This window comes from Thermogemmatispora carboxidivorans (assembly GCF_000702505.1).
In the GTDB taxonomy this organism is placed as follows: Bacteria; Chloroflexota; Ktedonobacteria; order Ktedonobacterales; family Ktedonobacteraceae; genus Thermogemmatispora; species Thermogemmatispora carboxidivorans.
The window spans coordinates 1,742,736-1,767,366 of the sequence record NZ_JNIM01000001.1 but is presented as its reverse complement, the minus strand read 5'-3'; the positions used below and the strand labels follow the sequence as shown (position 1 = coordinate 1,767,366).

The following is a 24,631-nucleotide window of genomic DNA, read 5'->3' as shown; positions in this document are numbered from 1 at the left end:
AGATCAACCCAGACCCGCCTGCCGGCAGGCGGGCAGGTACGTGCCTGGCAAGACGAGCAGAGCAAACGGTCTCACCAGGCAACGCGGCCCTGGCGCTCAGCGGGCACTCCAATTCATGACATCGCTGATGGTAACGACCACGATCAGCATCAAGAGAATGGCCATGCCCACCAGATTAATCAGGCCCTCGCGCTCAGGGCGCAAACGCTTGCCACCGCGCAGCAGTTCGATGAGAATCAAGAGTACTCGCCCGCCATCGAGCGCCGGGAACGGCAAGATATTGATAATGGCCAGATTCAAGCTCAGAATACCCGTCAGGGTCAAAATGGGCCACCAGCCAATGGTGGGCACCGTCTGAGCGACCTCGCCCGTCATCTGCACAATACCCACCGGACCAGCAATCTCCGGTTTCACGGCCCCCGTCACCATCTGCACAATGCTAGAGATAAACTGGCCAGTCACAGAAAAGGTCTGAGAGATGCCCTTGAGTGGAGCCTGCCAGAGCGGATAGGTCACATAGCGGACCTCATTGCCGCGCTCGATCCCCATCGGTCCCTGACCAGGGGGCGGGTTCACCCGCACATTAATGGTCAGCGCCACCGGTTGCGGATCATCGACATGCCTGACCACAACGCGCACTGGCACCGTAGCCTGACCATGCGCCTGGGCAATGGCCTGTTGGACAATATTTTGGACATCAGAGAACTGCTGGACTGACTGACCATTGACAGAGAGAAAGGTATCGCCCGGGCGCAGGCCCGCCGCTGCCGCCGGAGAACCCGCTGCCACTTTGGCAATAACCGGCGGGATCACCGGCTCCCCAACACTGTAAGCGATCGAGAAGAGCACGATCGCCAGCAAGAAATTCATCGTCACACCGGCCACCAGCACGATGAGGCGCTTGCCAGCAGACTTCGAGGCAAAGCTCTGCGGGTCGTAGCGCCCGTACTCATCGTACATCTCCCCGTTCTCGCCGGGCATCCGCACAAAGCCACCGATAGGAAGCAGGTTGAGCGAGTAGATCGTCGAGGAAGGAGGAGCCACCGCCGTAACGCTGCCCTCACGCTCCTCGACCGCGGTACCAGAACCGGGAGCGTTTGGAGTCCAGGTCTCGTCGGCAGGACGGGCAGCAGCCGGCTGGTAGAGTTGAGTACCCCCATTAAACCAGATCACCTCCCATCCCCCTCCAGGGCGGCGACGAATGCCCACAATCCGCGGAGGCAGACCGAGACCAAACTCCTCAACGCGAATTCCTGCCCACTTGGCAGTCAGAAAGTGGCCCAACTCATGGACAAAGACGAGCAGACCAAAGACCGGTATGGCAGCTAACAAGTACCAGTAATTCATTCCCACTTCCCTCAGACAGCTTTGCAAGCAAAGACTAACCTGTGGCCTGGCGCACAACCCCCAGCGAGGTGGCCAGCTCCCGAGTCGTCTGCCGCGCCCAATCGCGCGTCTGGAGAATGACCGGGATATCCGGCTGCTCCTGAGCTACCGCGGCGTGGCGTTCCAGCACCTCCTCAATCAGGCGAGCGATATCGGTTAGACTAATCTGTCCCGCCAGAAAGAGTGCGACCGCCTCCTCATCGGCTCCCACTAGAGCGCAAGGGTAGGTACCACCGCGCTCGGCAGCCTCACGGGCCAGACGGTAGCAAGGGAAGCGTGCCACATCGAGGGTCTCAAAATGCAGCTGCGCCACCTGTGCCCAGTCCAGGGGGCGGATCAGACCGCGAGCCTGCGCCTCCAGGCGCAGGGGATAACTCAGCGCATCGAGGATCGGCAGATGCATACTGGGCAGACTCGCCTGCAACTTGGTCGAACCGTCAACGAACTCAACCATCGAATGGATAACGCTTTCAGGATGGATTACCACCTCGATGCGCTCATACGGGGCCGCGAAGAGCCAGTGAGCTTCAATGACCTCGAGACCCTTATTCATCAAGGTAGCCGAATCCACAGTAACCTTCGGCCCCATGCGCCAGGTTGGGTGAGCCAGCGCCTGAGCCACCGTCACCGACGGCAACTCTGAGAGGGGAGTGCGACGGAACGGTCCGCCCGAAGCCGTCAAGATCAGGCGACGCACCTCGGCCCCCTCCTCACCTCGTAGGCACTGCCACAGCGCACTGTGCTCACTATCGATCGGCAGAATAGCCACCCCGGCCCGCTGCGCTGCCTCCATCACCAGGTGACCGGCCATCACCAGCGTCTCCTTATTAGCCAGAGCGATGGTCTTGCCAGTCTGGATCGCCGCCATCACCGGCTCCAAGGCTACCAGGCCGGAAGTAGCCACAACCACCAGATCCACCTGTGGCAGCGAGGCCGCCTCCAGCAAGCCCGCGAGACCAAAGGCCAGCCGGGGCGCAGATTTTCGCTCACGCCGACGGGCCTCGACCAGCGAGCGCTGGGCCTCCTCCCGCAGCGCCGGGGTCTCCGCGAAGCAGGCCACGAGATCCGGAGCAAACTCTTCAACCTGCTGGGCCAGCAGGGATAGATTGCTATGGGCGGCCAGGGCCACGACCTCGAAGTACTCAGGGAAGCAACGCACCACGTCCAGCGTCTGCTGTCCAATCGAGCCAGTGCTTCCCAGCAAGGCAATACGCCTGGGAAAAGGCAGCCTCGCAGTCATCTGGCCCGCAGCCTGCCGGCCAGCGTCTTTCTCCTCATTCGGTTCCATTGTTTTCTTGCTGTTCCCTTGCTGGCTCTACCCAGGGAATATTGTAGCACGGCAGAGCGCATGCAGCAGGAGACGTTTCTGCTCTTTTCCTAGCTATAGTCAGGATTGCATTCCTTAAGGGAAACTCTGCATGATACCCCGGGCCGATCTCCCTGATTGGCTGCCACCGACCTCGCGCCAGCGCCAGGAGAGCCAGCCCGGAAGCGAGCCGGCCAGCTGCAGCAGATCAGCGAGGGACTACCAGGGCCAGCTGAGCGAAAAAATAGAGAACAACGGCGGCAAAAAGCAAGCTGTCGATGCGATCGAGCAAGCCGCCATGACCGGGCATGAGCTGACCGCTATCCTTCACCTGAGCCTGGCGCTTCATGAGCGACTCCGCCAGGTCGCCCAGGGTAGCAGCCAGCGAGAGAGCCAGGCCGAGGATCAGAGCCAGGTACCAGGGGACCTGGAGCAGCGAGTTAGCCAGGAGCAGGCAGAGGATCAGCGTGCAGAGCAGGCCGCCGAAGACCCCCTCCCAGGTCTTGCCAGGGCTGATCTGGGGCGCCAGCTTATGGCGTCCCAGAAAATGGCCAGTGAAAAAGGCTGCCGAATCGAACGTCCAGACAGCGGCAAAGAGCAAGAGCAGCCACCAGAGACCACGAGGAGGAGGCCAGCCGAACTGAGAGCCGCGCAACAACAGCAAGAGGCTGAGCGGCCAGCCAAGATAGAGAGCAAAGACGACCGTCAGCGCCCAATCGACAAGCGAGCCATCGAGACGCTCCCGCCAAAAGAGGAGCGGGAAGGCCACCAGCAAAGCGGCGCTCAGGCTGATCTCCAGCAAGAGCAGGCGCCACTGGGGGAACATGGCAGAAAGCAGCAGGAGCGTCCCCAGGCCGAAGCTCACCCAGAGCAAGGGGCGGCTACCCGAGTGCGCCATCATTTGATGCAACTCGTAGCTGCCCCAGGCCAGTACAAAGAGCGCCGCCCCAAAAGCCACCCAACCACCCAGCCAGACGACGAGCAAGACAATAGGGATGGCTACAACAGCGGTCAGCACTCGCAGGGCCAAAGTATTCATCCACGGCCCGCCGCTGTCAGCAGCTTTCTTCCCTGATTGTACCTGTTTCTCAGTTGCGCGCTCCACGCGATCCTTCCACCTGCTTAGCGGCCACTGGGAGAAGCCGTCAGCCGCCCAAAACGTCGCTGGCGCTGTCGATAGCTCTCCAGGGCCGCGCGTAGATCTTCGCGCCCGAAATCGGGCCAGAGTGTTGGTGTGGAATAATACTCGCTATAGGCCGACTGCCAGATCAAAAAATTACTGACGCGCATCTCGCCAGCAGTGCGGACGACGAGATCGGGATCGGGTAGATCGTGAGTATAAAGATAGGAGCTCAGCACCTCCTCGGTGATCGCTTCGGGTGGCAAGCCATCGGCAATAATACGCCGGACGGCGTCGACCAGCTCAGCGCGACCGCCGTAGTTAAAGCACACACTGAGATGGATACGATTATTATAGCGCGTCAGCTCCACCGACTCCTGGACGGCGCGCTGAATCGCAGGGGGGAGATCTTGTAAGCGACCAAGATGGCGCAGCCGCACCCCGTCACGATGCAACTTCTCCAGGTCAGAGCGGATGGTTTCCCAGAAAAGGCGCATGAGGCCCTCGACCTCTTCCCTGGGGCGTCCCCAGTTCTCGGTCGAGAAAGCATAAACGCTCAAATACTCGATATGCTCATCGACGGCAGCCTCCACCACGCGGCGGAGCGCAGCCACGCCGGCCTTATGGCCGGCCAGGCGTGGCAAATGGCGCTGAGCGGCCCAGCGTCCATTGCCATCCATGATGATGGCCAGGTGACGCAGCGGACAGCTCTGCTCCTGCTTCTGTGCCTGCTCCTGCCCCCGAGTCTGCGGGCCTGCTGCCCGCAGTCCTGGCTCCTGCCCCCGAGAGCGCACCTCTACCGCTGGTTGCGACTGCTCACTCTTTTTCCCTACGGAAGAGGGAAAAAGATCACGTATCCTGGTCAACGTCAGACCTCCAAAATCTCGTGTTCCTTGAGCTTGCCGATCTTATCCATCTCCTCGATGTAGCGGTCGGTCAGCTTCTGCAGGCGGTCCTGACCGCGCTTCAGCTCATCTTCGGAGATCTCCTTCTTCTTCTCGCGGTCACGCAACTTGTCCTGGACATCGCGACGGATATTGCGGACCGCGACCTTGTGCTCATCCAACTTCTTATGAAGGAGTTTCACCATCTCACGGCGCCGCTCCTCATTGAGAGGGGGGATTGCCAGACGGATCACCTGGCCATCGCTACTGGGATTGATCCCCAGATCGGACTTCTGAATCGCCCGCTCAATATCAGGGAGCAGCCTGCGGTCCCAGGGCTGGATCACCAGCAAGCGTGGTTCTGGCGCAGAGATCGAAGCGAGCTGGTTAATCGGCGTGGGGACGCCGTAGTAATCGACCTGAATCCGTTCCACGAGGGCAGAACTGGCGCGGCCAGTGCGGATGCTCCCCAAATCATGGCGGAGCGCCTCCACAGCTTTCTGCATCCGGCGCTCGGCATCTCCGAAAATATCATCTACCATAGCAATGCTCCCATCGTAAGGTACCTTGGATACGCACGCAGAGCCAGCGACAAAGCAGGGTAGAGCCACTGGCGAGCAAGCCAGACAGCAGCCAGGAAGCCAGGAGCCTGGGCCTTGGCTGACTGGTCGGCTGAGAGGCAGGCAGGCAAGCAGCCAGCCCGTGTTCAGGCGCGCTCACCAATAGCGCTCTCTTCAAGGTCATGAACGAGTGTCCCACGCTTCTCGCCACGCATAATCGCCTCCAGCGCACCAGGCTGATCGAGGTTGAAGACCACGATCGGCAAGCGATTATCCTTGCAGAGAGAGATCGCAGTACTATCCATCACCTTGAGGCCCATATTGAGGGCGCGCATATAGCTTAATTCCTCGAACTTACGAGCGTTCGCATTGCGCATGGGATCATCGTCGTAGACGCCGTCGACCTTCGTGGCCTTCAGCAGCACCTGGGCATTCAGCTCAATGGCGCGCAGGGCCGCCGCCGTATCGGTCGTGAAGAAGGGATTGCCACTTCCCGCCGCCAGAATGACCACGCGGCCCTTTTCGAGGTGACGCACAGCGCGGCGACGGATAAATGGCTCCGCTACCGGAGGCATCTCTATCGCAGTTTGCACGCGCGTGACCAGGCCGAGCTTCTCCATAGCATCCTGCATGGCCAGAGAATTCATCACTGTGGCCAGCATACCAACATAGTCGGCGGTCGCGCGATCCATGCCCGCGGCAGCGGCATCTGCCCCACGCCAAATGTTGCCGCCACCGATGACCATCGCAACTTCGACCCCCAGATCGTGGACGCGCTTGACCTCAGCCGCGATTCGGCGGACCGCCACCGGATCGATTCCAATGCGCGGCTCGCCGGCTTCCGAGGTATGGCGGGGGCCCAGCGCTTCACCACCCAGCTTGAGCAGGATACGCCGATATCGCAAGGACGCAGCCATCTGAGATTCAGCCATCTTCTCTTCTACTCCCATGCGCTTTTCGTGGGGGAACAGCCCCGGCCCTGTACTGCCCGAGGCTGGCGCGTGACGCTTTCGGCCAGCGACCAGAGCAGGCAGACAGGGGGAGAAGAGAGGCCGCCCCCCGGCAGGCAAGGCCGGAGTGGGAGCGGATGCCACGCCGGCCACCCAGGCCAGGTGGTTGCCCGGAGCGCATCCCGCTCGCCTCCAATTCCACACATAGCATAGCACGCCACAAGACTAGCCAGGAAGAGCCGCTTCCTTCCCTAGCCTATTCGCCCAAGGCAAAGCGACAGAAGCGGCGAATCACGATGTTCTCCCCAGTTTCCGCGATGGCTTTGCGTACCAGGTCGCCCACCACCTGGCTCTCATCTCGAATCCAGGGCTGCATCATCAGCACCTGCTCGCCGAAGAGCTTCTTGAGCTTGCCCTGAATGACCTCCTCGCGCTTTTGTTCTGGCACACGAGCCATCGAGGGGTCCTCAAGCAGTTGCTGACGGGCCTGGTCGATCACCTCGGCGGGCACATCCTCGTAACTCACATACTTTGGATTGGTGCCAGCAATCTGCAGAGCCAGCTCATTGGCCAACTGGCGAAAGCTCTCGCTGCGCGCAACGAAGTCCGTGCTGCAGTTCAGCTCCAGCAGAACCCCCACGCTGTTGTTGTGGTGGACATAGGAGAAGACGCCGCCCTGCTTGGTCTCGCGACCGGCGGCAATCATCTTCTCCGCCTTGCGGCTGGCCTTCGCATTGAGGATCTTGATGGCCTCCTCCCACGACTGCGCCTCTTCCAGCGCGCTCTTGCAATCGGCAAAGGTCGCCCCAGTCTCCTCACGCAACCTCTTCACATCGGCAGCAGCATAATTCATAAGGGTGCTTCTCCTTCAGCGTACTCTGATAGCATACTCAGGTTTCAGTCTGACTGACAATGACTCTCGGTCACTCGTAGACGGTTTCGAGTGCTTGACAGCTGCGGTACAGTAGGATTCTGGGCCTTGTGCGGCCCGTGTACAGCCTGTCAGCCTCCTCCGCCCCAAGAATCCCCCTTGAAGTGTCCCCCACCAGCCCACACCGCCAGGCCAGACGGCATAGAGAGGACCTGGCATCCACCACGGCCAGCTCCAGGAGGCGAGAAACCTTGCAGTTTTTCCGGTCTGGCACACGTGTGGTCACCAGGTCCATATCCCAACCAAGTCTCATGGCAGCTCACAGGGCGCAGCCGACAATCGACATCTGGCGCACGCAGGCTGTCCGTGCCAGGTCCCGATAGACCTGGAGCACGCGGGATAACAGAGAGAAGAGAAGAACAGGTTCGTTAATAATGAATCCAGCCCGCCGGGCCACTTGCCTTGCCACCCGCCTTTCTTCCTGGCTGTTGGGAACTGCCTGCTGCCCACTCCCGACAACCTGCCTAGGGCATTGTCACGCCTCACTCGGCCAGCCGGCTAACCAGCCAGCCAGTCCCCATCGGCGAAGCAGCTGGGGAGGCTGTTCTGCCTGGCCTGGTCCAGCGTTGCAGTTCTTCAGGCCATCCAGGCCCTCACATGCTCCTTCTCGGAGAGCCTGGACCGAGAAAGGAGGTCAGCAAAGGCCTTGCAGGGACAAGCGCAGATAGCCACTCTCGCCAGCTGGAGATCAGCTGCTGGGCGAGAGCAGGATAAGCAGCACAGCAGTGCAACCAGATCACGAACGAACGACAAGCGGCAGGATGGGATAAACTCGTAGGGGAGCGAGATGGCACTAGGATTCTCTGGCCACTAGCTCAGGCTCAGAGGCGTTCGATGAACTCTCGGCCTCACTGGCAGGGGCCGTGGCTTCACGCTCACGCTGAGACGAGCCAGCACCAGAGGCCGAGCTCTCCGCCGCCTCTATCTGGACAGCTCCTTCTTCCCCTGAAGCTGCCGCGCCCTCGACAGGCGCCTCGCTATCCTTCTGCTGCGCCTCCAGCTCGCGGCGTCCTTCAATCACCGCATCAGCGATCTTGGAGCAGAGGAGGCGGACAGCGCGAATGGCATCATCGTTAGCCGGAATTGGATAGTCGATCTCGTCGGGATCACAGTTCGTATCGGCCAGGGCCACAATGGGGATCTCCAGACGGCGGGCCTCCAGCACAGCGGTATGCTCTTTGCGGGTATCGATGATGAAGACCGCCCCAGGCAGACGCCGCATGTCCTTGATGCCTCCCAGGATACGCTCCAGACGCTCTAAATCATCCTGCAGGCGCTGGGCCTCTTTTTTGGGCAGCCGCTCGAGTTCACCCCGCTCGCGCCGTGCCTCCAGCTCGCGGAGATAACGGATGCGCCCTTGAATGGTCTGGAAATTGGTGAGCATTCCACCCAGCCAGCGCTGGTTGACATAGAACATCCCACAGCGCTTGGCTTCTTCCGCCACCGCCTCCTGAGCCTGCTTTTTCGTCCCGACGAACAACAGAGTTTCACCGCTGGCAGCCAGTTCCTTCACAAACTTGTAGGCCTCGTTGAGACGCGCCACCGTTTGCTGAAGGTCAATGATATGGATGCCATTGCGCTCCATGAAGATGAAGGGCTTCATCTTGGGATTCCAGCGCCGCGTCTGGTGCCCAAAATGAACGCCAGCTTCCAGAAGCTGTTTCATCGAGATAATGTTGGCCAAAAAACAGATCCTCCCTTTTTACCTCCGCTCTCCTCCTATCGGCGATAGGGTTCCCCTTGCTCGCTCCTTGCGCCGCACAGCTTCCTGGTTGCTTGGTCTGCTGGTTCGCTCGTTCGCTCGCGCCCCTCCCCTCGCCACGCTGGTGCCAGGGCTGTTCAGGGTTCGAGGTACGAGGGTATCGGGGCACCAGGGAAACGCCGATCAGAGAGCGTGTGTACTTGATGAATAAGAGAACGCTACACGTGCCTCGACCCGCAGGAACCCTCGTTCCTGCTAACTTGCAAGTATAGCATAGGTTGCAGATGGACGCAAGCAAGATTTCCCGGCTTATCTCCTCCCTCCCTTCCCAGGACCTTCCCACCCAACCACGCTTTTAGCCCCTGCTTCTTGGAGGCCACAGTACAGTGTAATGTGTACACATATTCGCTTATGTGTGCTTTCCTATCTGGCACACGTGCATATCTGCTTATATACTGATAGGACTTAAGACTGTACAGGAGGCAGAAAGGGTTACACGATGATTAGAGTCCTACTGGCAGATGATCATACTTTGATTCGACGTGTCGTGCGTGAGATTCTGGAGCGAGCCGGTGATATCGAAGTGGTGGCCGAGGCCTGCACTGGTCGCGAGGCCGAGGCCCAGGCCGGTGAAACTCACCCGGATGTTGCATTGATGGACCTGGACATGCCAGAATGCGATGGTTTCGAGGCAACGGAGCGGGTGCTCACCTGCTCTCCGGAGACACGTGTGGTTATTCTGACGGCCTCCCAGCAGGAACAGCTGGCCCTGCTCGCCATCCAGCGCGGAGCCATCGGCTACTTGACCAAGGATATCGAGCCAGAGATGCTGGTGGCTGCCATCCGCTCCGCCGCGCGTAATGAGATCTCGATCCCTGGTCCCCTGGCCACGCGCGTGCTGGCACACTTGCGCACACTGACTCTCAGCGGCAAGATCCGCGAAGTTCCTCCGGCTGATTTCTCTCAGGGCGCGGCCAGTCGCACTTTCTATTATAAGCTTCAGGAGCGGCTCCACGGCTCAGCGCTGAACCAGCCTAACCTCTCGCGCCCCCTGACGGAGCGCGAAATCGAGGTCCTAGATCTGATCCGTAAAGGCCGCAAGAACCGAGAAATTGCTCAGGAACTCAATATAGCGGAATCAACGGTACATAAGCACATTCAGAATATTTTTGAGAAGCTTCACGCTCGTAGCCGCACTGAGGCCATTTATCTCCTCAGTTCGCGCAACTGAGGGATGATGCTGTGGCTGAGGGCAGGGTTCAACCTGACCGGCAGGGAAGACTCGTACTGCCCTCAGCCCAGAGGCACGGCTCACCACCGCTCACTCAGGCCGAGGCTGGGCTGCTGTGTGCCGGGACGCCGAGCAGTTCGCGAACGACTTCTTTAATATGAGCGCTGGAGAGGCCATACAGTTCTTTGAGGATGGAGGGCGCTCCGTGCTCGACCAGGCGGTCAGGGAAGCCGATGAGCTTGACGCGGACGTCGTGGCAACCCTCACGGGCCAGGAGTTCAAGGACAGCGCTGCCGAAGCCGCCCGCTACCATGTGGTCTTCAATGGTGACCAGGTGCCGCGTTGCGCGGGCCAGGGACAGAATGAGGTCCTCGTCTAGCGGCTTGGCCCAGCGTGCATTGACAACTGCTACGCTCAGTCCTTCTTCTCGCAGCTCGGTGGCCGCCTGCTCGGCAAGCTCGACGGTGGTGCCATAGGCAAGCAAGGTGCACTGGCAGCGCTGGGCCTCTGCCAGGGTCGCTGGCCTGAGCAGCTCAGCCTTGCCAACCTCCAGGAGGCGTAGCTCTTTGTCCAGGGCTACCCCACGTGCCTTACCACGTGGATAACGCAGGCAGACTGGTCCCTCCATGTACAGGGCCGTATAGAGCATGTGGCGCAGCTCGTTTTCATCGCGAGGAGCCATGACCCTCATATTGGGGATCATCCGCATAAAGGCGATATCAAAGAGGCCGTGCTGTGTGGGACCGTCCTCGCCGACAATCCCAGCGCGGTCCATCGCAAAGACAACATGCAGGTTCTGCACGCAGATATCGTGGATGACCTGGTCAAAGGCCCGCTGCATAAAGGTGGAATAAATGGCAACTACCGGACGCAGTCCGCCGACGGCCAGCCCGCCGGCAAAAGTTACGGCATGCTGCTCGGCAATGCCAACGTCGAAGTAGCGCTCGGGGAAACGCTGGTGCAACTTCTTCAAGCCTGTGCCTTCGGCCATCGCCGCCGTGATGCCAACGATGGCCTGGTCGCGCTCGGCCAGCTCGACCAGCGTGTTCGCAAAGACCTCGGTATAGGTCGGGGGATCATTAGGATTCTTTTTAATGACGCCGGTGCGATAGTCGAAGGCCCCAGGTCCATGCCACTTGGTGGCATCTTCTTCGGCAAAGGACCAACCTTTGCCCTTCTTGGTCACAACCTGGACGACGATCGGCCCTTCAATACGCTTGATATTTTCCAGGACATCGATGAGAAGGGCGAGATCATGGCCATCGAATGGTCCAAAGAATTTAAAACCCAGCTCTTCGAAGATGGTCCCGCTTTTGCTATGCAAGACAAACTGCTTAAAGCTGGTTTCAGCACGTGCGGCAGCCTCCAGGGCAACATCACCCACTACAGGCAGGCGTTCAATCGAGCCTTTGGTCATCTCCCGTAAGCGCTGGTAGCCCGGCGAGGTCTGCACCCGTCGCGCTTTGGCCAGGACGGCGGCTATGGCGCCTACATTATCCGAGATGGATTTCTCGTTGTCGTTGAGAATAATAATCAGATTCTTCTTCAGGCTGCCAGCGTTGTTGAGCGCTTCCAACGCCATACCACCAGTCAGGGCGCCATCACCGATGACGGCCACGACCTTGAAGTCCTGGCCCTGCAGGTCACGTGCCACTGCCAGACCGAGGGCGGCAGAGATGGAGGTGCTGGCATGGCTAGCGCCGAAGACATCATAAGGACTCTCTTCGCGGCGAAGATAGCCCGACAGGCCTCCAAACTGGCGGATTGTGCGGAAACGATCGCGGCGTCCAGTCAGCAATTTATGCACATAGGCCTGATGGCCGATATCCCAGACAAGGAGATCACGGGGGGTATTGAAGACGGTATGCAAGGCGAGCGTCAGCTCGACAACACCCAGGTTGGGAGCAAGGTGTCCTCCTCTCGTTGCGACCGTCTCGATGATTTCCTGCCGAATCTCGTCGGCCAGCGCCTGCATCTCCGCCACGCTGAGCGAGCGGAGCTGAGTCGGGCTATCAATGCGATCCAGTATCCTTGCCAAGGCAGTCCTCCCACAGGAAAGCTTACCTCGTATTATAGGACGCCGCCAACAGTGAAAGAAAGGTCGCGATGCGACAGACGAATGCACCTGAAGCCTTGACAGGACAGCTGCTCATGCGAAAGGAGGGGAAGGCAGAGAGGCCGGGAAGCTTCCTGGCGGTTGCTTGTATGCCAGAGTCGCTCATGGTACCGATCGGCCAGGATGGAGCCGGAAGACTCTTGACAGGGTTCCACTTTCTTCTTATCATGGCCTTTCGGAAAACATTTGGGACATCCGGGTGGGTTGGAGCGTTCCCGAGAGATCAACGCTCCCCCGCAAGGGGAGGTCCGTTTACGCGCTGAAATGATGGCAGGCGTGACCCGATGGACCGCTTGACGTTGCCTTTTCCTGCCGGTATACTGATCGCATTGGGGTGGAGGCGGCTCTCCTGCTTCCCTTCAGCTCTTCGTCTCCCATCAACCCTGTCCGTGCGTGGGAATGTCCCCCTTCAGCTCGTGAGAAAGCCAGTCGACCAGAGTCAAACCAGCTAAGCAGTCATGAGGCCGGCAAGCATCAGGGCTGAAGTAACCCCGCAGCCCAACACGCCAACAGGACCGAGGGAGAAAGGGAGGGAGGGAGACGATCAGCACACCCGGTCCGGGGAGAGAGGCACCGGCAGCAGCGCCCAGACGGCTTGCCGTCTGAAAGCACGGACATTACGGCGCTTTTGTCGTCATCTTCTGATACTGTTTGAGGGAAAGGAGGCGGCGCTTCTCCCCAGATTCCTGGCGGGGGTTGCTGCGCCGCAGGTCCAATGACGAGGAAAGAGAGCGAAAAGGACACCGAACGTCCGCACTACTATTCTCAGTTCTGGCTCGATGTCGCCGCCGGACGCCGGGTGATCGGCAGCTCCAAGACCACCGAGGAGAGCGAGACGGGTGAGCGGGGTGAACGCGACTCCCAGGAGTCAGGGGCAGCACGAAAGCCGGCTCGCGGCAGCCACATACCCAGTAGCGAAAGCCGCGAGCGTGAGGAGCCTCGCGCTTCTCAGGCGGAAACGCTAACAGCTCAGGCCCATCAGTCCGAGGTCACAGCACCCGCAGCTTCTTCTGCGGCAGCCTCCTCCGAGGAAACCATCGCCCCCGAAGAGGAGCTTCCAACCGTCGAAGAGGATGAGGAGAGCGTGGAGGCCGATGAAGAGGACGAGGAGCTGCTAGAGGAAGAGCCTCTGGATACTCCTCCAGAGGAGGAGGAATACGCGGAAGAGGAGGAGCTAGAGCCGGACTTCGAGGAAGAGGAAGAGGAGGAGGACGAGGAGTTTTTCGACGAGGAAGAGGAGGAGGAGGACGAGGACCTCTGGCCCGGCGGTAAAGGTAAGAAGAAGCAGCCCAAACCCGGTCGTCAGTCTAAACCCGCCAAACGTCCAAAACGCGAGACACGCCGCGGCTATTAGACCAAATTGCTACGATACGTTGCGCTGAACTGGATGCTGGCCGGACTGGAATAGCAAGTAAGAGGAGAGGCTCCCCTTAAGGCTCCTCGCATGTGGGTGAACTTGCTCTTGCCATCTCAGTCCGATCCCAGCCAGGAAGGGTCAGGGGCCAGTTTTTCTTTCGGCCCCTGGCCCTTTTGTTGATGCATACTCGCTGCGGGCCTCTCGGGCTGTCACCTACCCGTTCTTCGGCTGATCGCCACGTCAGATCAGGGGTAAATGCCGCGAATCTGGGTGGCCTCAGCCACCCGTGAAATGGCCAGCATGTTGGCCGCCAGCCGCAGATCGCAATGATATTGTTCAGCTTTCTCGACCACTGCCGCAAAGGCCCGCTTCATAATGATCTCCAGCTTCTGAGTGATTTCTTCAACACCCCAGAAAAAGCTCTGGAGGTCTTGCACCCACTCGAAGTAGCTGACCGTGACGCCGCCGGCATTGGCCAGAATATCCGGAATGACAATGACGCCCTTGCGTCCGAGAATCCTGTCCGCCTGAGGGGTTGTCGGGCCGTTGGCGGCCTCAGCAATGATGCGCGCCTGGATACGACTGGCATTGGCTTCGGTGATGACGCCTTCGGTTGCCGCCGGGATGAGGATATCACAAGGCACTTCCAAAACCTGCTGGGGGCTGATCGGCTGAGCCATCGGGAATCCAACGACGCTGCCCCTCTCCTGCTTGTGTCGGAGCACGGCAGCGGGGTCGAGCCCGGCCTCGTTGTAGATGCCGCCCCGGGTATCGCTGACGGCCACGATTTTGCAGCCCTCGTGGTGGAAGAGACGGGCCGCAATGGAGCCAGCATTGCCGAATCCCTGAATGCTGACCCGCGCTCCGCGTAAGGGCATGCCAATGCGGTGCGCTGCCTGGCGGGTGACAAAGAGCACGCCCATCGCCGTAGCATCGTTGCGCCCCTCACTGCCTCCAATGGAGAGCGGCTTGCCTGTGACAACGGCAGGAATAGAAAAGCCCTCGTGCATCGAGTAGGTATCCATAATCCAGGCCATGACCTGGGGATTGGTGTTGACATCGGGGGCCGGGATGTCGCTGTGAGGGCCAATGATGATCGAGATCTCGGTCGCATAGCGGCGCGTCAGCCGCTCCAGCTCGCCCGGACTCATGGTCTTGGGATCGCAGATGACTCCGCCTTTGGCTCCACCATAGGGAATGCCAACCACCGCACACTTCCAGGTCATCCACATGGCCAGCGCTTTGACCTCGTCCAGGGTCACATCAGGACTGTAGCGAATGCCACCTTTGGCGGGCCCGCGATTCACGTTGTGCTGCACGCGATAGCCGGTAAAGGTCTTGATCCGGCCATCATCCAGGCGTACAGGAAAGTTGACTGTCAGCTCGCGCTTGGGCTTGCGCAGAATCTCTCGCATATCCTCCGAGAGATTGAGCCGATCGGCAGCCTCCTCAAATTGCTGCACAGCCATTTCATAGGGGTTAATACGGGTCTCGCGAGAGGACTTCACGTCGTTGTGTAGGTCCACGTTCTTGCTCCTTTTTCCGTATGTTGCAGCTGAGAGCAGCTGATGCAGCCAAGATCGCTGGATTCACCCCACCCGTCTTTTGCAACCCGACAGTCTGGCCTGACTGCCAGGGCCGGTCAAGCTCGCTCAGGCCGTGGGCGTCTCGTCAAGCTTGGCGCGCAAGAGTTGCTGGACAAGATCGGCTTTGGCTTGACCACGAGTGCGCTTCATGATCTGGCCGACCAGATACTGAGCGGCGTTGGTCTTACCCGAGCGGTAATCGGCCACGATCTTGGGGTTGGCCTCAATGACCTCAACGATGATGCGCTCCAGTGCCTGCGGGTCGGTAATCGGCGGCTGGATGCCCCTGCGCACCACGATGGTTTCCGGCAGCTCACCACTGGCAAAGGCCTCATCGAGGACCTCCTTCGCCTGCTTGCCGGTGATACGCTGGCGATCAAGCAGATCTAATAGATTCACCAGCGCCTCCGGCTTCAGCGGACAAGCCGCCGGGGCGATATCATGCGCATGGAGCAGGCGAACCACCTCGCTCAGGAGCCAGTTGCTGGCTGCGCGCGCTCGGGCCTGGCGATCCTGGACATGAGGGGAAAGGATCATGACCTGATCGAAGTAGTCGCCGAGGGCTTTCTCTTCCGTGAGAATATCGGCATCCTGAGCCGAGAGGCCATAGTCGCGCTGGTAGCGCAGCCGGCGAGCATCGGGTAGCTCAGGCAGGCGGGCATGCAATTCCTCAACCCATTCACGGCTGATCACCAGCGGCGGCAGGTCTGGCTCAGGGAAGTAACGATAGTCATGAGCATATTCTTTGCTGCGCTGCGGCACTGTCATCCCCCGGCTGTCGTCCCAGCCACGAGTCTCCTGCTGAATCGCTCCGCCGGCCCGCAGCACCTCGATCTGACGACGAGCCTCATATTCAAGGGCCTGCTGCAGGGCCTTGAAGCTATTCATATTCTTGATCTCGGTCTTAACCCCGAGCGCCTGCTGTCCGCGGGGACGAACCGAGATATTGGCATCGCAGCGCAGGCTCCCCTCTTCCATGCGCCCCGAAGAGACTCCCAGGTAAACAAGAATCTCGCGCAGCTTCTGCATATAGAGCCGCGCTTCTTCGGGGCTGCGCATGTCCGGCTCGCTGACGATTTCGATGAGCGGGGTACCGGCACGGTTGATATCGACGAGGCTGTAGCCGTCCCGATGCAGCAGCTTGGCAGTATCTTCCTCCAGATGAACGCGCGTAATACCGATGCGCCGCACCTGCCCATCGTGCTCAATCAGAAGATAGCCATTGCGACTGAGCGGAAGATCGTACTGGGAAATCTGGTACCCCTTCATCAGATCGGGGTAGGGATAGTTCTTGCGGTCGAATTTGGAATACTCGGGAATACTGCAGTTGAGGGCCAGCGCCGTCATAATGGTATAGGCCACAGCCTGCCGATTGATGACCGGCAACACCCCCGGCATCCCCATGCAGATGGGACAGACATGGGTGTTGGGAGCGGCGTTGGCGTAGTCAGTGCTGCAGGAGCAGAACATCTTGCTCCGCGTGGTGAGCTGAGCGTGAACCTCGAGACCGATGACAACCTCGAATTCGGTGGTAACCTCGGTATGAGCAGGTACAGCCATCTTTCCCAACCTTCCTGAAAGCTTCTTCAGCGTCACTGTCACCCGTTAGTCTAGCCCTTTCCCCTGAATTCGTCAACTGGGTAGCCGTGACAGGCCCAGTCACAACGCGACACCGCCCGGACAGGCCGTCAGGCCGTTGCTTTGGGATAAACAGGCCGGAAAGAGACGCCGGAGTCCTTGCCAGATACGGATGACTCTGGTATACTGAAGGCACCAACATCGTGGGACGTCTTGCGCCGAAACGCAAGCTTCCCTTGAGAAATCCAGGAAATACCTTTTGTATTGCTTCGCACGAGAGAACTGTTGCTGAGATTCAAAGGCACGGTGCCCTCCTCTGGCAGAGAAGAGGAGACGATGCGCTACCACGACAAGGCACACCAGCGAGCGGATGAGGAGAATGACCACCTATGTCCCTGATTAATATGGCCAAACGCGAGATCATTTGTAAGCTCGTCTACTATGGCATTGGTCTGTCTGGCAAGACAACCAACCTGCACTATATCTATCAGGCAGTCGATCCCCGCGATGTAGGTGAGATGGTCTCAATCGATACTGAGACAGAGCGTACCCTCTACTTCGATCTGCTGCCATTGGAGCTGGGCAAGGTCAATGGCTTCTCAATCCGTTTTCAGCTTTACACCGTGCCCGGTCAGGTGCTCTACCAGCAGACGCGGATCTCGGTGCTGAAAGGGGCCGACTGCGTAATCTTTGTGGCCGATTCTCAGGCCAGTAAATTGCAGGAAAATATCGAAAGCTGGAACGAGCTTCAGGAACAGCTCCGCCGCATGAATAAGAATATCACCGAGTTCCCGCTGGTGATGCAGTGGAATAAGCGCGACTTGCAGGATATTCTGCCAGTGTCGGTGCTGGAACAGTACCTGAACCCGTACCGCGTCCCTAGCTTCGAGGCCGTCGCTGTCACCGGCTACGGCGTGATCGAATGCCTGCGCGTCGCCATCAACGCGACCCTTCGCCGCCTCGAACGTATCTAGCCCAGCCTGCCAACGGCGCTTCTCTAGGCCACGCGCTCGCTCGCTTCGCCCTCCTCTTGTGGTAAAGAGTCGCTGCTCCTCTTCTGGCTGGCAGGATGGCCCGACCTTTTTTCAGCAACTCTTTCTCCCTGTGCCTCTTCCACCGCCTATGTAGAGCAACTTTGTTCCTGTCTTACTCGTTGTTCATCGACAGTTCTCTGTGTATAATACGGCAAAACCTGGTTTGGTCGCTTTCCCCTTCCCTACGAAGGGGAATTTGGTCTTCTCTTCCCTTTGTGGATGAAAGGCCTTCACTGCGTGGCAGCCCGGATAAAAACGTCGGGCTGCCCGCTCGCTCGATCGATCGATTGTCCCGCTGCGAGGTTCTTATGGAGACTATCCGTGTCATCATCGTTGATGAGCAGCCGCTGTTCCGCGAAGGAATTCGCTATACGCTTGAGCGCCTGGGCCAGTGCACTGTCGTGGGCGAGTCGACTCAGCCCGCCGAAATTCTGGCACTGGCACGCGATCCAGGAGCCGAGGTAATTCTGCTGGATGCCGGCCTTAAGAGCACTGACGCCCTCGAGCTCGCTCGCCAACTCCGCCAGCTGGCTCCCCAGCTGGCTATCATGATCCTTACTCCTTCCGAGGACGAGGAGCGCCTCTTTCAATCGATTAAGGTGGGCGCCGCAGCCTACTATACCCGCAATATTTCGCCCGAGGAGCTGATCGAGGCTGTGCAACGTGTGAATCGTGGTGAGTATCTGATCAACGATGAGGTGTTGGCTCGCCCTCAGATCGCCAGCCGTGTTTTGCAGTCGCTGCGCGAGCTGCCAGTGGCTCCTCATAATGGCGCCGAGGAGAGCGACGGACAAGAGAGCTATTCCCCGCTCTCTAGCCGAGAAATCGAGATTCTGGACTACATCGCCCGTGGGAATAGTAATAAGGAGATCGCTAAATCTTTGAAGATTAGCGATCAGACAGTGAAAAACCATATTACATCGATTCTTAAGAAGCTCGCGGTTAACGATCGCACCGCCGCTGTGGTGCATGCTCTCCGCCACGGCTGGATCAAGATCCAGGATACGTAAGGCCAGGTGAGAGGAGAAAAGGCTGCAGGCAGCTTTGAGCCAGGCCAGTCAGGTCCATAGGCTCAGAAGCACTTTCCCGCTCTTGGCGTCAAGAAACAGGTAAAAGTCATAACTTGAGCGTGGGAAGGGCGTGGGATCAACGGAGGCATCGGCGGGCTGCAGCGGTACCTGCTCATAGAGGATCATCCAGGCGGGGACATTTTCAATCTGGGCCCGGTTGCTCGCGCGAGGAATGTAGGTAAGGAGGACATAGCGGGCAAGCACCTTCTTGGCTTTGCTGGCCACCTCGGGCTCCCACTGGCTTGCCAGCAAGAGGGCCTCCTCTTGACTCAGGCTGGCTGGCTGGGAGGGTGTGCCCAGAATGACGCCCGCGGTGTAGAGGGCGGGTAGCTGAACAGCCGAAGCTTGATTTGTCTGAGCCAGGTGAGGAACGAGCAGCCTCAGCCCTCCCTGGGGGTGCCTGAGCAGGAGAATAAAGCCGCCCAGACCGATCACCAGCAGCAGCGCTCCAACGAGGCCGCTGATCTTCCAGGTACCCGATCGGATGCGCTGTCGTCGCTTCATGCCGACATCTTTTCTCCTTCCTCTCAAGAGGTGTATCTGGGCAGCTCTGCCCTGCCTGGAGAGCACTGGCGAGCTGGTCGGCTACGACTCGCTCGCTGACAAGCAGGTTCGCAGAGGGACTGATGGGTCTGGCGCTCGCCCGTGCCGTCGCCGCCAGGCTCAGGCTTTCAGTCTGCCTCGCATTGCCAAGTATAGTCGAAGAAGCCTGGCAAAAACAAGCCTTTCATAGCAGAAGGGAGCGTACCCCTCACGCAATATGCCATAATGAGAATGAGAAGAAGAGGAGCAAGAAGCCAGGTTGAGCCTGTCTCGGGCTGACAGGCCCTGCCTGCGTCTCCGGACCTGTATGTGCAGGAGCTGACGAGCAGAGCGGGAACCCAAGGAGCAAGCTGGGGAATCTCCTCTTGCCGGCTGTGGTACCCTGAAACAAGTCTCGCCTGGCGGCGAGAGATCAGTCCCGGTGGCCTTTGATCACTCGCCGGGCCACCGGCCACAGGGAATAAGACAACGACACAGCCCAAAGGCCAGTCCAGTAAGCGAAGAAAGGGAGCTTGATTTCCGTGAAAGTATTCGGACGCATGACCGTTTTCCCCATCATGCCCGCCCGGATTAGCCGCCTCTATGAGCTTGCTTACAATCTGTGGTGGAGCTGGCACCCCGAAGCCAGCGCGCTCTATGGCTCGCTCGACCCCGAGCTATGGGAGGCGGTTGGTCACAATCCTGTCCACTTTCTGAGCGAGGTGCGACCACAGTATTTAGAGAAGGCCGCACATAATCCTCAGTATTTGCAGGTCTATGATCGTGTGCTGGAGGAATTCGATCGCTATATGCATCCGGCCCCGGGCAGCACCTGGTTCGCCCGCACATATCCAGAGCTGGAGCAGCGCGTGATCGCTTACTTCTCAGCTGAGTTTGGCCTGCATGAGGCTCTGCCTATCTATTCCGGCGGCCTGGGCATTCTGGCTGGGGACCATTGTAAGGAGGCTAGTGACCTGGGCCTGCCGCTGGTGGGCGTGGGCTTCCTCTACCCCCAGGGCTATTTCCGGCAGAGCATCACGCGCGAGGGTATCCAGGAAGCCTTCTACGATAAGTTGATCTTCTCCCAGGTTCCAGCAACTCCAGCCTGCGGCCCCGATGGCAATGAGGTGCTGGTCAGCGTTGATCTGCCAGGACGCCGCATCCATGCCAAGGTCTGGCGCGTCCAGGTGGGTCGTATTCCGCTCTATCTGTTGGATACCGATGTTGAACCAAACGCTCCCGCCGATCGTGAGCTGGCGGCCCGCCTCTACGGGGGCGACCGCGAGATGCGCATTTCTCAAGAGATTGTCCTGGGCATTGGAGGTGTACGCGCTCTGCGAGCTTTGGGCATTGCTCCGGCTGTCTGGCATATCAACGAGGGACATGCCGCTTTCCTTAATTTGGAGCGCTGCCGCGAGCTAGTCGCCTGCGGGCTGACTTTCCGCGAGGCGCGCGAGGTCGTGGCCTCCAGCTCGCTCTTCACTACCCACACACCGGTACCAGCGGGCAATGATACGTTTAGCTACGATCTGATCGACAAGTATTTCAATACCTACTGGGGTCAGCTCGGCCTTTCGCGCGAGCAGTTTCTGGAGGTAGCCCGCGAAGATCATGGCTGGGGGCCAACCTACGGGATGACGGTGCTGGCGATGCGCCTGACTGGACAGCACAATGGAGTGAGCAAGCTGCATGGCGCGGTCTCGCGCCGGATGTGGCAGTTTCTCTGGCCAGGCGTCGACCCCGATGAGGTGCCCATCGATTCGATTACCAACGGTATCCATACCCTTTCCTGGGTGGCTCCCGAGATGAATGCCCTTTTCCAGCGCTACCTGGGACCGGATTGGGCGGAGCACGTCGATGAGCCGGATCTGTGGAATCGCGTGCTGGAGATCCCCGACGAGGAGCTATGGCAGGTCCATCTGCAGCGTAAACGCCTGCTGGTCGACTACGTGCGCCGCCACTTAAAACAGCAGCACCTGCGCCTGGGCGAGGGACCGCTGCAGATGGCCGAGTTCGAGCGTATGCTTGATCCCGAGGCCCTGCTGATTGGTTTTGCCCGCCGCTTTGCCACCTATAAGCGGGCCACGTTGCTCTTCCGCAATCTGGAGCGTCTGAAACGCATTATGAATAATCCCGAGCGTCCGGTGCAAATTATCTTTGCGGGCAAGGCCCATCCAGCCGATGAACCCGGCAAGGCGCTGATCGAGCAGGTCTATCGCATCTCCCGTAGCGATGACTTCCGCGGCAAGGTCATCTTTCTGGAAAACTATGATATCGATATGGCACGCTATCTGGTGGCAGGAACAGATCTCTGGCTGAATAATCCGATTCGTCCTCATGAGGCCAGCGGTACCAGCGGCCAGAAGGCAGCTTTGAACGGGCAACCTAACTGTAGCGTCCTCGATGGCTGGTGGGCCGAAGCTTATAACGGGCGCAACGGCTGGGCCATCGGCGAGGAGCGCGAGTATCATAATCCCGAGATTCAGGATGAGGCCGATAGCCTGTCGCTCTACGCTCTCCTGGAAGGGGAGATCATCCCTACCTACTACGAACGCGACCTGACCAATAGCGGTCTGCCTCATCGCTGGATCAGCTATATGAAAGAAGCTATTCGATCCTGCGCTCCCCACTTCAGCACGCGACGGATGGTCAAGGAATATACGACGCGCTTTTATGTGCCCCAGATTCAGCAGGGCCAGCGAGTCGAGCAGAACGCCTACGAGTTGGCCCGCGCCCTGGCCCAGTGGAAAGAGCGCATTCAACAGCGCTGGGAGAGTCTGGCTCTCTACGTCGAGGGCCGACGCGAGGGTCAGCTGAGCCTGGGCGAATACATCGAGGTGCGAGCCTGGGTACGCGCGCAAGAGATTACGCCGGATGATCTGCTGGTCGAGCTGGTCTACGGTGAGAGCGGTGACGGCGAGCAGGTCTCTAATCAGCGGGCCATCCCTATGCAGTATCAGCATCAGGAACAAGATGGCTCGTATCGTTACGAAGCTCGTTTCCAGCCGGAGGAGAGCGGTAGTCTGGTCTACGGGGTGCGCGTGCTACCCAACCATCCGCTGCTGGCGGACAAGCACGATATGGGTCTGGTGCGTTGGGCTTGAGGCTTGGGGCCTGAGTCGTCAATCTGCCTGGTCTCTTTGGTCAATGAAAACGGGCGGCGCTGGCAGTGCCGCTAGAGGAGAATCCGCCCTACGCCATGAGAAGCATGTACGCTCAACTGTTTCAACCCCTTAGCATTGGGCCGCGCGAGGCGCGCAATCGCCTGATTTTTGGGAGCCACACGACCAACTTCGCCCGCCAGCATTTGCTGAGTGAGCAGCACAGCGACTACTACGCCAGTCGGGCCGAAGGAGGTGTTGGTAGCATCGTGCTGGAGGAGCACATCGTGCATCCCTCCGATCAGCCCTACGAGGCTGCCCTCCTTGGTTACTTGCCCGAAACGCCAGCGGCTCTGGCCAGGGTGAGTGCTCGTGTGCGCGCCGCTGGAGCGTTGACTCTGGTGCAGCTGAACCATAATGGTCAGCAGGGAGTAAGTGATCATCATCAGCGCGAGCTGTGGGCCCCCTCTGCCGTGCCCGATGTGGCTACGCGCGAGGTGCCCAAGGCAATGGAGCTGGAGGATATTCGCGCAGTGATCGCCGGCTTCGCTCTGGTTGCCCAGCACGCTGCGCGCGGCGAGGCCGACGGGATAGAGCTGCAAGTCGCCGATCGCTCGCTGCTGCGTCAGTTCCTGTCGCCACTGACTAATCAGCGCAGTGACGCTTATGGGGGATCGCTGGAAAACCGTCTGCGCTTCCTGCAGGAGACCATCGAAGCCGTGGCCGCCGTCCTGCAGGGACGCTTTGTTCTTGGGGTGCGTCTCTGTGTCGATGAGCTGGCACCGTGGGCCGGGCTTACCCCGGAGCAGGGGGTCGAGATTGCGCGCCGTTTAGCTGAGACAGGTCGGGTGCACTATCTGACGGTGACGATGGGTAGCATCTTGAGCACCCACCTGTTTCCTTTCCACGCTTCAATGCATGTCGCCCCCGGTTATACAGTCGCGCTAGCGGCAGCCGTGAAGGAGGCGGTCGCTATTCCTGTGTTTGCCGCTGGCCGCATTATGGACGCCGAGCAGGCGGAGGCAATTATTGCGGCAGGCCAGGCTGATGGAGTCGAGATGATTCGGCCCCTGATCGCCGATCCCACCTTGCCGCGTCTGGCTCAAGAGGGCCAGGCGGAGCGTGTGCGACCTTGCCTGGCCTGTAACCAGGGCTGCCAGGTACGTGGCCTGCTCAATGCGGCTCTCAGCTGCAATGTTAACCCCGATGTTCTGCATCCCTGGCCTGCTTCTCTCTCCCCGGGCAGCGAGCCGCCTGCAGCAGGCCGCCAGAGCCAGAGCCAACTTTCTCCAAGCAAGACGCCCTCGCTAAGCGAAGCCTTTGTTGTCGTGGGGGCTGGTCCGGCAGGCTTGGAAGCGGCGCGCACCGCCGCCCTACGCGGGCGACGGGTTGTAATCTTTGAGCGCGAGCCGGAGCCAGGCGGGGCGGTCGCTCTGGCTGCACGAGCGCCAGGACGCACCTCACTGCGCCGCATCATCGATTATCTGGTGAGCGAATGCGAGCGTCTAGGGGTCGAGCTGCGCACCGGCATCACCGTAAACGCCAACTGGCTCCTGGAGCAGCGCCCTGGCGCAGTGCTCGTGGCCACAGGTGCGAAAGCGGGCCAGGGGCTGCTGCCGATTCCTGGCCATGATCTCCCCCACGTGCTGGATGTGCGCCGTATCCTGCAGGGTGAACGAGTGCCTGGGCCTGGCCAGCGAGCCGTCGTGATCGATGAGACGGCCTCACATGGCGTGCTCTCAACGGTGGAGCTGCTGGCCAATGAGGGATGGCAGATTGAGATCGTGACCGAAGACTGGTACGTCGGGCGCGATCTGGTCGCTACCCACGATCTGCCAGCCTGGCTGGGACGGGTGCTTCCTCATGGGGTGGTCATGACCCCCCATACCAGCGCAGTGCGCATTGAGCCCGGACAGGTGGTCGTGCGCGAGCGCTTCGCTCTGGCAGAGCGCGCCCTGCCCGCCGATATGGTCGTGCTGGGGGTCTATGAGCAGCCCGACCAGGATCTCTACTTTGCCTTGAAAGGGCGCCTCGCCCGCCTGCGCCGCGCCGGCGACTGCGTTGCGCCCCGCCGCATCGAGCAGGCAATCGCTGAGGGGCGCCAGGCCGGCTTCTGGGCCTGAGCGTCAGCAGCCCACTCGCGCACAAGTGTAGCAGAGAGCAGGCAAGCATGCGCCTGAGCAGCACAGGAGGCTCC

17 protein-coding genes and 1 pseudogene are annotated in these 24,631 nt (G+C 59.8%); 6 read left to right on the top strand and 12 right to left on the bottom strand.

Annotated elements, in window-relative coordinates:
- Nucleotides 1–96 precede the first annotated feature (96 nt).
- The 8 genes and pseudogenes from N688_RS23120 to rpsB form a co-directional block, all read right to left on the bottom strand.
- The gene (locus N688_RS23120; protein ID WP_052888612.1) at nucleotides 97–1,347 is read right to left on the bottom strand and encodes a M50 family metallopeptidase; all 1,251 of its coding nucleotides are present in this window, start codon (nucleotides 1,345–1,347) and stop codon (nucleotides 97–99) included.
- A gap of 34 nt (nucleotides 1,348–1,381) precedes the next feature.
- Nucleotides 1,382–2,626, bottom strand: coding sequence for a 1-deoxy-D-xylulose-5-phosphate reductoisomerase (gene dxr, locus N688_RS06990; RefSeq protein ID WP_052891400.1), 1,245 nt, complete (start codon nucleotides 2,624–2,626; stop codon nucleotides 1,382–1,384).
- A gap of 274 nt (nucleotides 2,627–2,900) precedes the next feature.
- Entirely contained in the window at nucleotides 2,901–3,731 is an 831-nt protein-coding gene (locus tag N688_RS06985) for a phosphatidate cytidylyltransferase (RefSeq protein WP_052888611.1), read from the bottom strand.
- Nucleotides 3,732–3,814: 83 nt separating this feature from the next.
- The gene (uppS, locus tag N688_RS06980) at nucleotides 3,815–4,513 is read right to left on the bottom strand and encodes a polyprenyl diphosphate synthase (protein ID WP_420341012.1); all 699 of its coding nucleotides are present in this window, start codon (nucleotides 4,511–4,513) and stop codon (nucleotides 3,815–3,817) included.
- A 167-nt stretch (nucleotides 4,514–4,680) separates the two neighbouring features.
- Nucleotides 4,681–5,238: a ribosome recycling factor gene (frr, locus tag N688_RS06975; RefSeq protein ID WP_052888610.1), complete on the bottom strand. Its 558-nt coding sequence runs from the start codon at nucleotides 5,236–5,238 to the stop codon at nucleotides 4,681–4,683.
- Nucleotides 5,239–5,402: 164 nt separating this feature from the next.
- Nucleotides 5,403–6,188, bottom strand: a complete 786-nt coding sequence (pyrH, locus tag N688_RS06970; protein WP_052888609.1) for a UMP kinase — start codon at nucleotides 6,186–6,188, stop codon at nucleotides 5,403–5,405.
- A gap of 274 nt (nucleotides 6,189–6,462) precedes the next feature.
- A complete protein-coding gene (gene tsf / locus N688_RS06965; protein WP_052888608.1) occupies nucleotides 6,463–7,059 on the bottom strand; it encodes a hypothetical protein in 597 nt (198 codons plus the stop codon).
- A gap of 1,081 nt (nucleotides 7,060–8,140) precedes the next feature.
- Nucleotides 8,141–8,803: pseudogene (rpsB, locus tag N688_RS06955) on the bottom strand (30S ribosomal protein S2); the annotation flags it as partial.
- Nucleotides 8,804–9,338: 535 nt separating this feature from the next.
- Here rpsB and N688_RS06950 point away from each other — a divergent pair.
- A complete protein-coding gene (locus N688_RS06950) occupies nucleotides 9,339–10,070 on the top strand; it encodes a response regulator (protein WP_052888606.1) in 732 nt (243 codons plus the stop codon).
- A 94-nt stretch (nucleotides 10,071–10,164) separates the two neighbouring features.
- Here the strand turns inward: N688_RS06950 and dxs are convergent, their stop codons facing one another.
- Nucleotides 10,165–12,108 carry a 1-deoxy-D-xylulose-5-phosphate synthase gene (gene dxs, locus N688_RS06945; protein ID WP_052888605.1) on the bottom strand — a complete coding sequence of 648 codons (1,944 nt, stop codon included), beginning with the start codon at nucleotides 12,106–12,108 and terminating at the stop codon, nucleotides 10,165–10,167.
- Nucleotides 12,109–12,901: 793 nt separating this feature from the next.
- Between dxs and N688_RS22705 the strand changes: the two genes are divergently transcribed.
- On the top strand, nucleotides 12,902–13,540 hold the full coding sequence (locus N688_RS22705; RefSeq protein ID WP_052888603.1) for a hypothetical protein: 639 nt from the start codon (nucleotides 12,902–12,904) through the stop codon (nucleotides 13,538–13,540).
- 248 nt (nucleotides 13,541–13,788) lie between these two features.
- On the opposite strand, the gene N688_RS06930 is transcribed toward N688_RS22705, so the two are convergent.
- Both N688_RS06930 and gatB read right to left on the bottom strand, forming a co-directional pair.
- Nucleotides 13,789–15,012: a Glu/Leu/Phe/Val family dehydrogenase gene (locus N688_RS06930; RefSeq protein WP_052891397.1), complete on the bottom strand. Its 1,224-nt coding sequence runs from the start codon at nucleotides 15,010–15,012 to the stop codon at nucleotides 13,789–13,791.
- Nucleotides 15,013–15,195: 183 nt separating this feature from the next.
- The gene (gene gatB / locus N688_RS06925; RefSeq protein ID WP_052888602.1) at nucleotides 15,196–16,689 is read right to left on the bottom strand and encodes an Asp-tRNA(Asn)/Glu-tRNA(Gln) amidotransferase subunit GatB; all 1,494 of its coding nucleotides are present in this window, start codon (nucleotides 16,687–16,689) and stop codon (nucleotides 15,196–15,198) included.
- 407 nt (nucleotides 16,690–17,096) lie between these two features.
- On the opposite strand from gatB, the gene N688_RS06920 reads away from it, so the two are divergent.
- Together N688_RS06920 and N688_RS06915 are read left to right on the top strand one after the other, a co-directional pair.
- Nucleotides 17,097–17,681, top strand: coding sequence for a GTP-binding protein (locus N688_RS06920; protein WP_052888601.1), 585 nt, complete (start codon nucleotides 17,097–17,099; stop codon nucleotides 17,679–17,681).
- Between the two features lie 368 nt (nucleotides 17,682–18,049).
- On the top strand, nucleotides 18,050–18,751 hold the full coding sequence (locus N688_RS06915) for a LuxR C-terminal-related transcriptional regulator (protein WP_052888600.1): 702 nt from the start codon (nucleotides 18,050–18,052) through the stop codon (nucleotides 18,749–18,751).
- A gap of 48 nt (nucleotides 18,752–18,799) precedes the next feature.
- On the opposite strand, the gene N688_RS06910 is transcribed toward N688_RS06915, so the two are convergent.
- Complete coding sequence (locus tag N688_RS06910) at nucleotides 18,800–19,315, bottom strand: hypothetical protein (RefSeq protein ID WP_052888599.1); 516 nt, start codon at nucleotides 19,313–19,315, stop codon at nucleotides 18,800–18,802.
- Nucleotides 19,316–19,893: 578 nt separating this feature from the next.
- Between N688_RS06910 and glgP the strand changes: the two genes are divergently transcribed.
- On the top strand, nucleotides 19,894–22,437 hold the full coding sequence (gene glgP, locus N688_RS06905) for an alpha-glucan family phosphorylase (RefSeq protein WP_052888598.1): 2,544 nt from the start codon (nucleotides 19,894–19,896) through the stop codon (nucleotides 22,435–22,437).
- A 104-nt stretch (nucleotides 22,438–22,541) separates the two neighbouring features.
- Nucleotides 22,542–24,557, top strand: a complete 2,016-nt coding sequence (locus tag N688_RS06900; protein WP_052888597.1) for an oxidoreductase — start codon at nucleotides 22,542–22,544, stop codon at nucleotides 24,555–24,557.
- Nucleotides 24,558–24,631 lie beyond the last annotated feature (74 nt).

Bases quoted from the DNA above. Each gene is read 5' to 3' on its own strand.
- N688_RS23120 (WP_052888612.1), bottom strand. From the start codon at position 1,347: ATGAATTACTGGTACTTGTTAGCTGCCATACCGGTCTTTGGTCTGCTC.
- dxr (WP_052891400.1), bottom strand. From the start codon at position 2,626: ATGACTGCGAGGCTGCCTTTTCCCAGGCGTATTGCCTTGCTGGGAAGC.
- N688_RS06985 (WP_052888611.1), bottom strand. From the start codon at position 3,731: ATGAATACTTTGGCCCTGCGAGTGCTGACCGCTGTTGTAGCCATCCCT.
- frr (WP_052888610.1), bottom strand. From the start codon at position 5,238: ATGGTAGATGATATTTTCGGAGATGCCGAGCGCCGGATGCAGAAAGCT.
- pyrH (WP_052888609.1), bottom strand. From the start codon at position 6,188: ATGGCTGAATCTCAGATGGCTGCGTCCTTGCGATATCGGCGTATCCTG.
- tsf (WP_052888608.1), bottom strand. From the start codon at position 7,059: ATGAATTATGCTGCTGCCGATGTGAAGAGGTTGCGTGAGGAGACTGGG.
- N688_RS06950 (WP_052888606.1), top strand. From the start codon at position 9,339: ATGATTAGAGTCCTACTGGCAGATGATCATACTTTGATTCGACGTGTC.
- N688_RS22705 (WP_052888603.1), top strand. From the start codon at position 12,902: ATGACGAGGAAAGAGAGCGAAAAGGACACCGAACGTCCGCACTACTAT.
- N688_RS06930 (WP_052891397.1), bottom strand. From the start codon at position 15,012: ATGGCTGTGCAGCAATTTGAGGAGGCTGCCGATCGGCTCAATCTCTCG.
- gatB (WP_052888602.1), bottom strand. From the start codon at position 16,689: ATGGCTGTACCTGCTCATACCGAGGTTACCACCGAATTCGAGGTTGTC.
- N688_RS06920 (WP_052888601.1), top strand. From the start codon at position 17,097: ATGTCCCTGATTAATATGGCCAAACGCGAGATCATTTGTAAGCTCGTC.
- N688_RS06915 (WP_052888600.1), top strand. From the start codon at position 18,050: ATGGAGACTATCCGTGTCATCATCGTTGATGAGCAGCCGCTGTTCCGC.
- N688_RS06910 (WP_052888599.1), bottom strand. From the start codon at position 19,315: ATGAAGCGACGACAGCGCATCCGATCGGGTACCTGGAAGATCAGCGGC.
- glgP (WP_052888598.1), top strand. From the start codon at position 19,894: ATGACCGTTTTCCCCATCATGCCCGCCCGGATTAGCCGCCTCTATGAG.
- N688_RS06900 (WP_052888597.1), top strand. From the start codon at position 22,542: ATGTACGCTCAACTGTTTCAACCCCTTAGCATTGGGCCGCGCGAGGCG.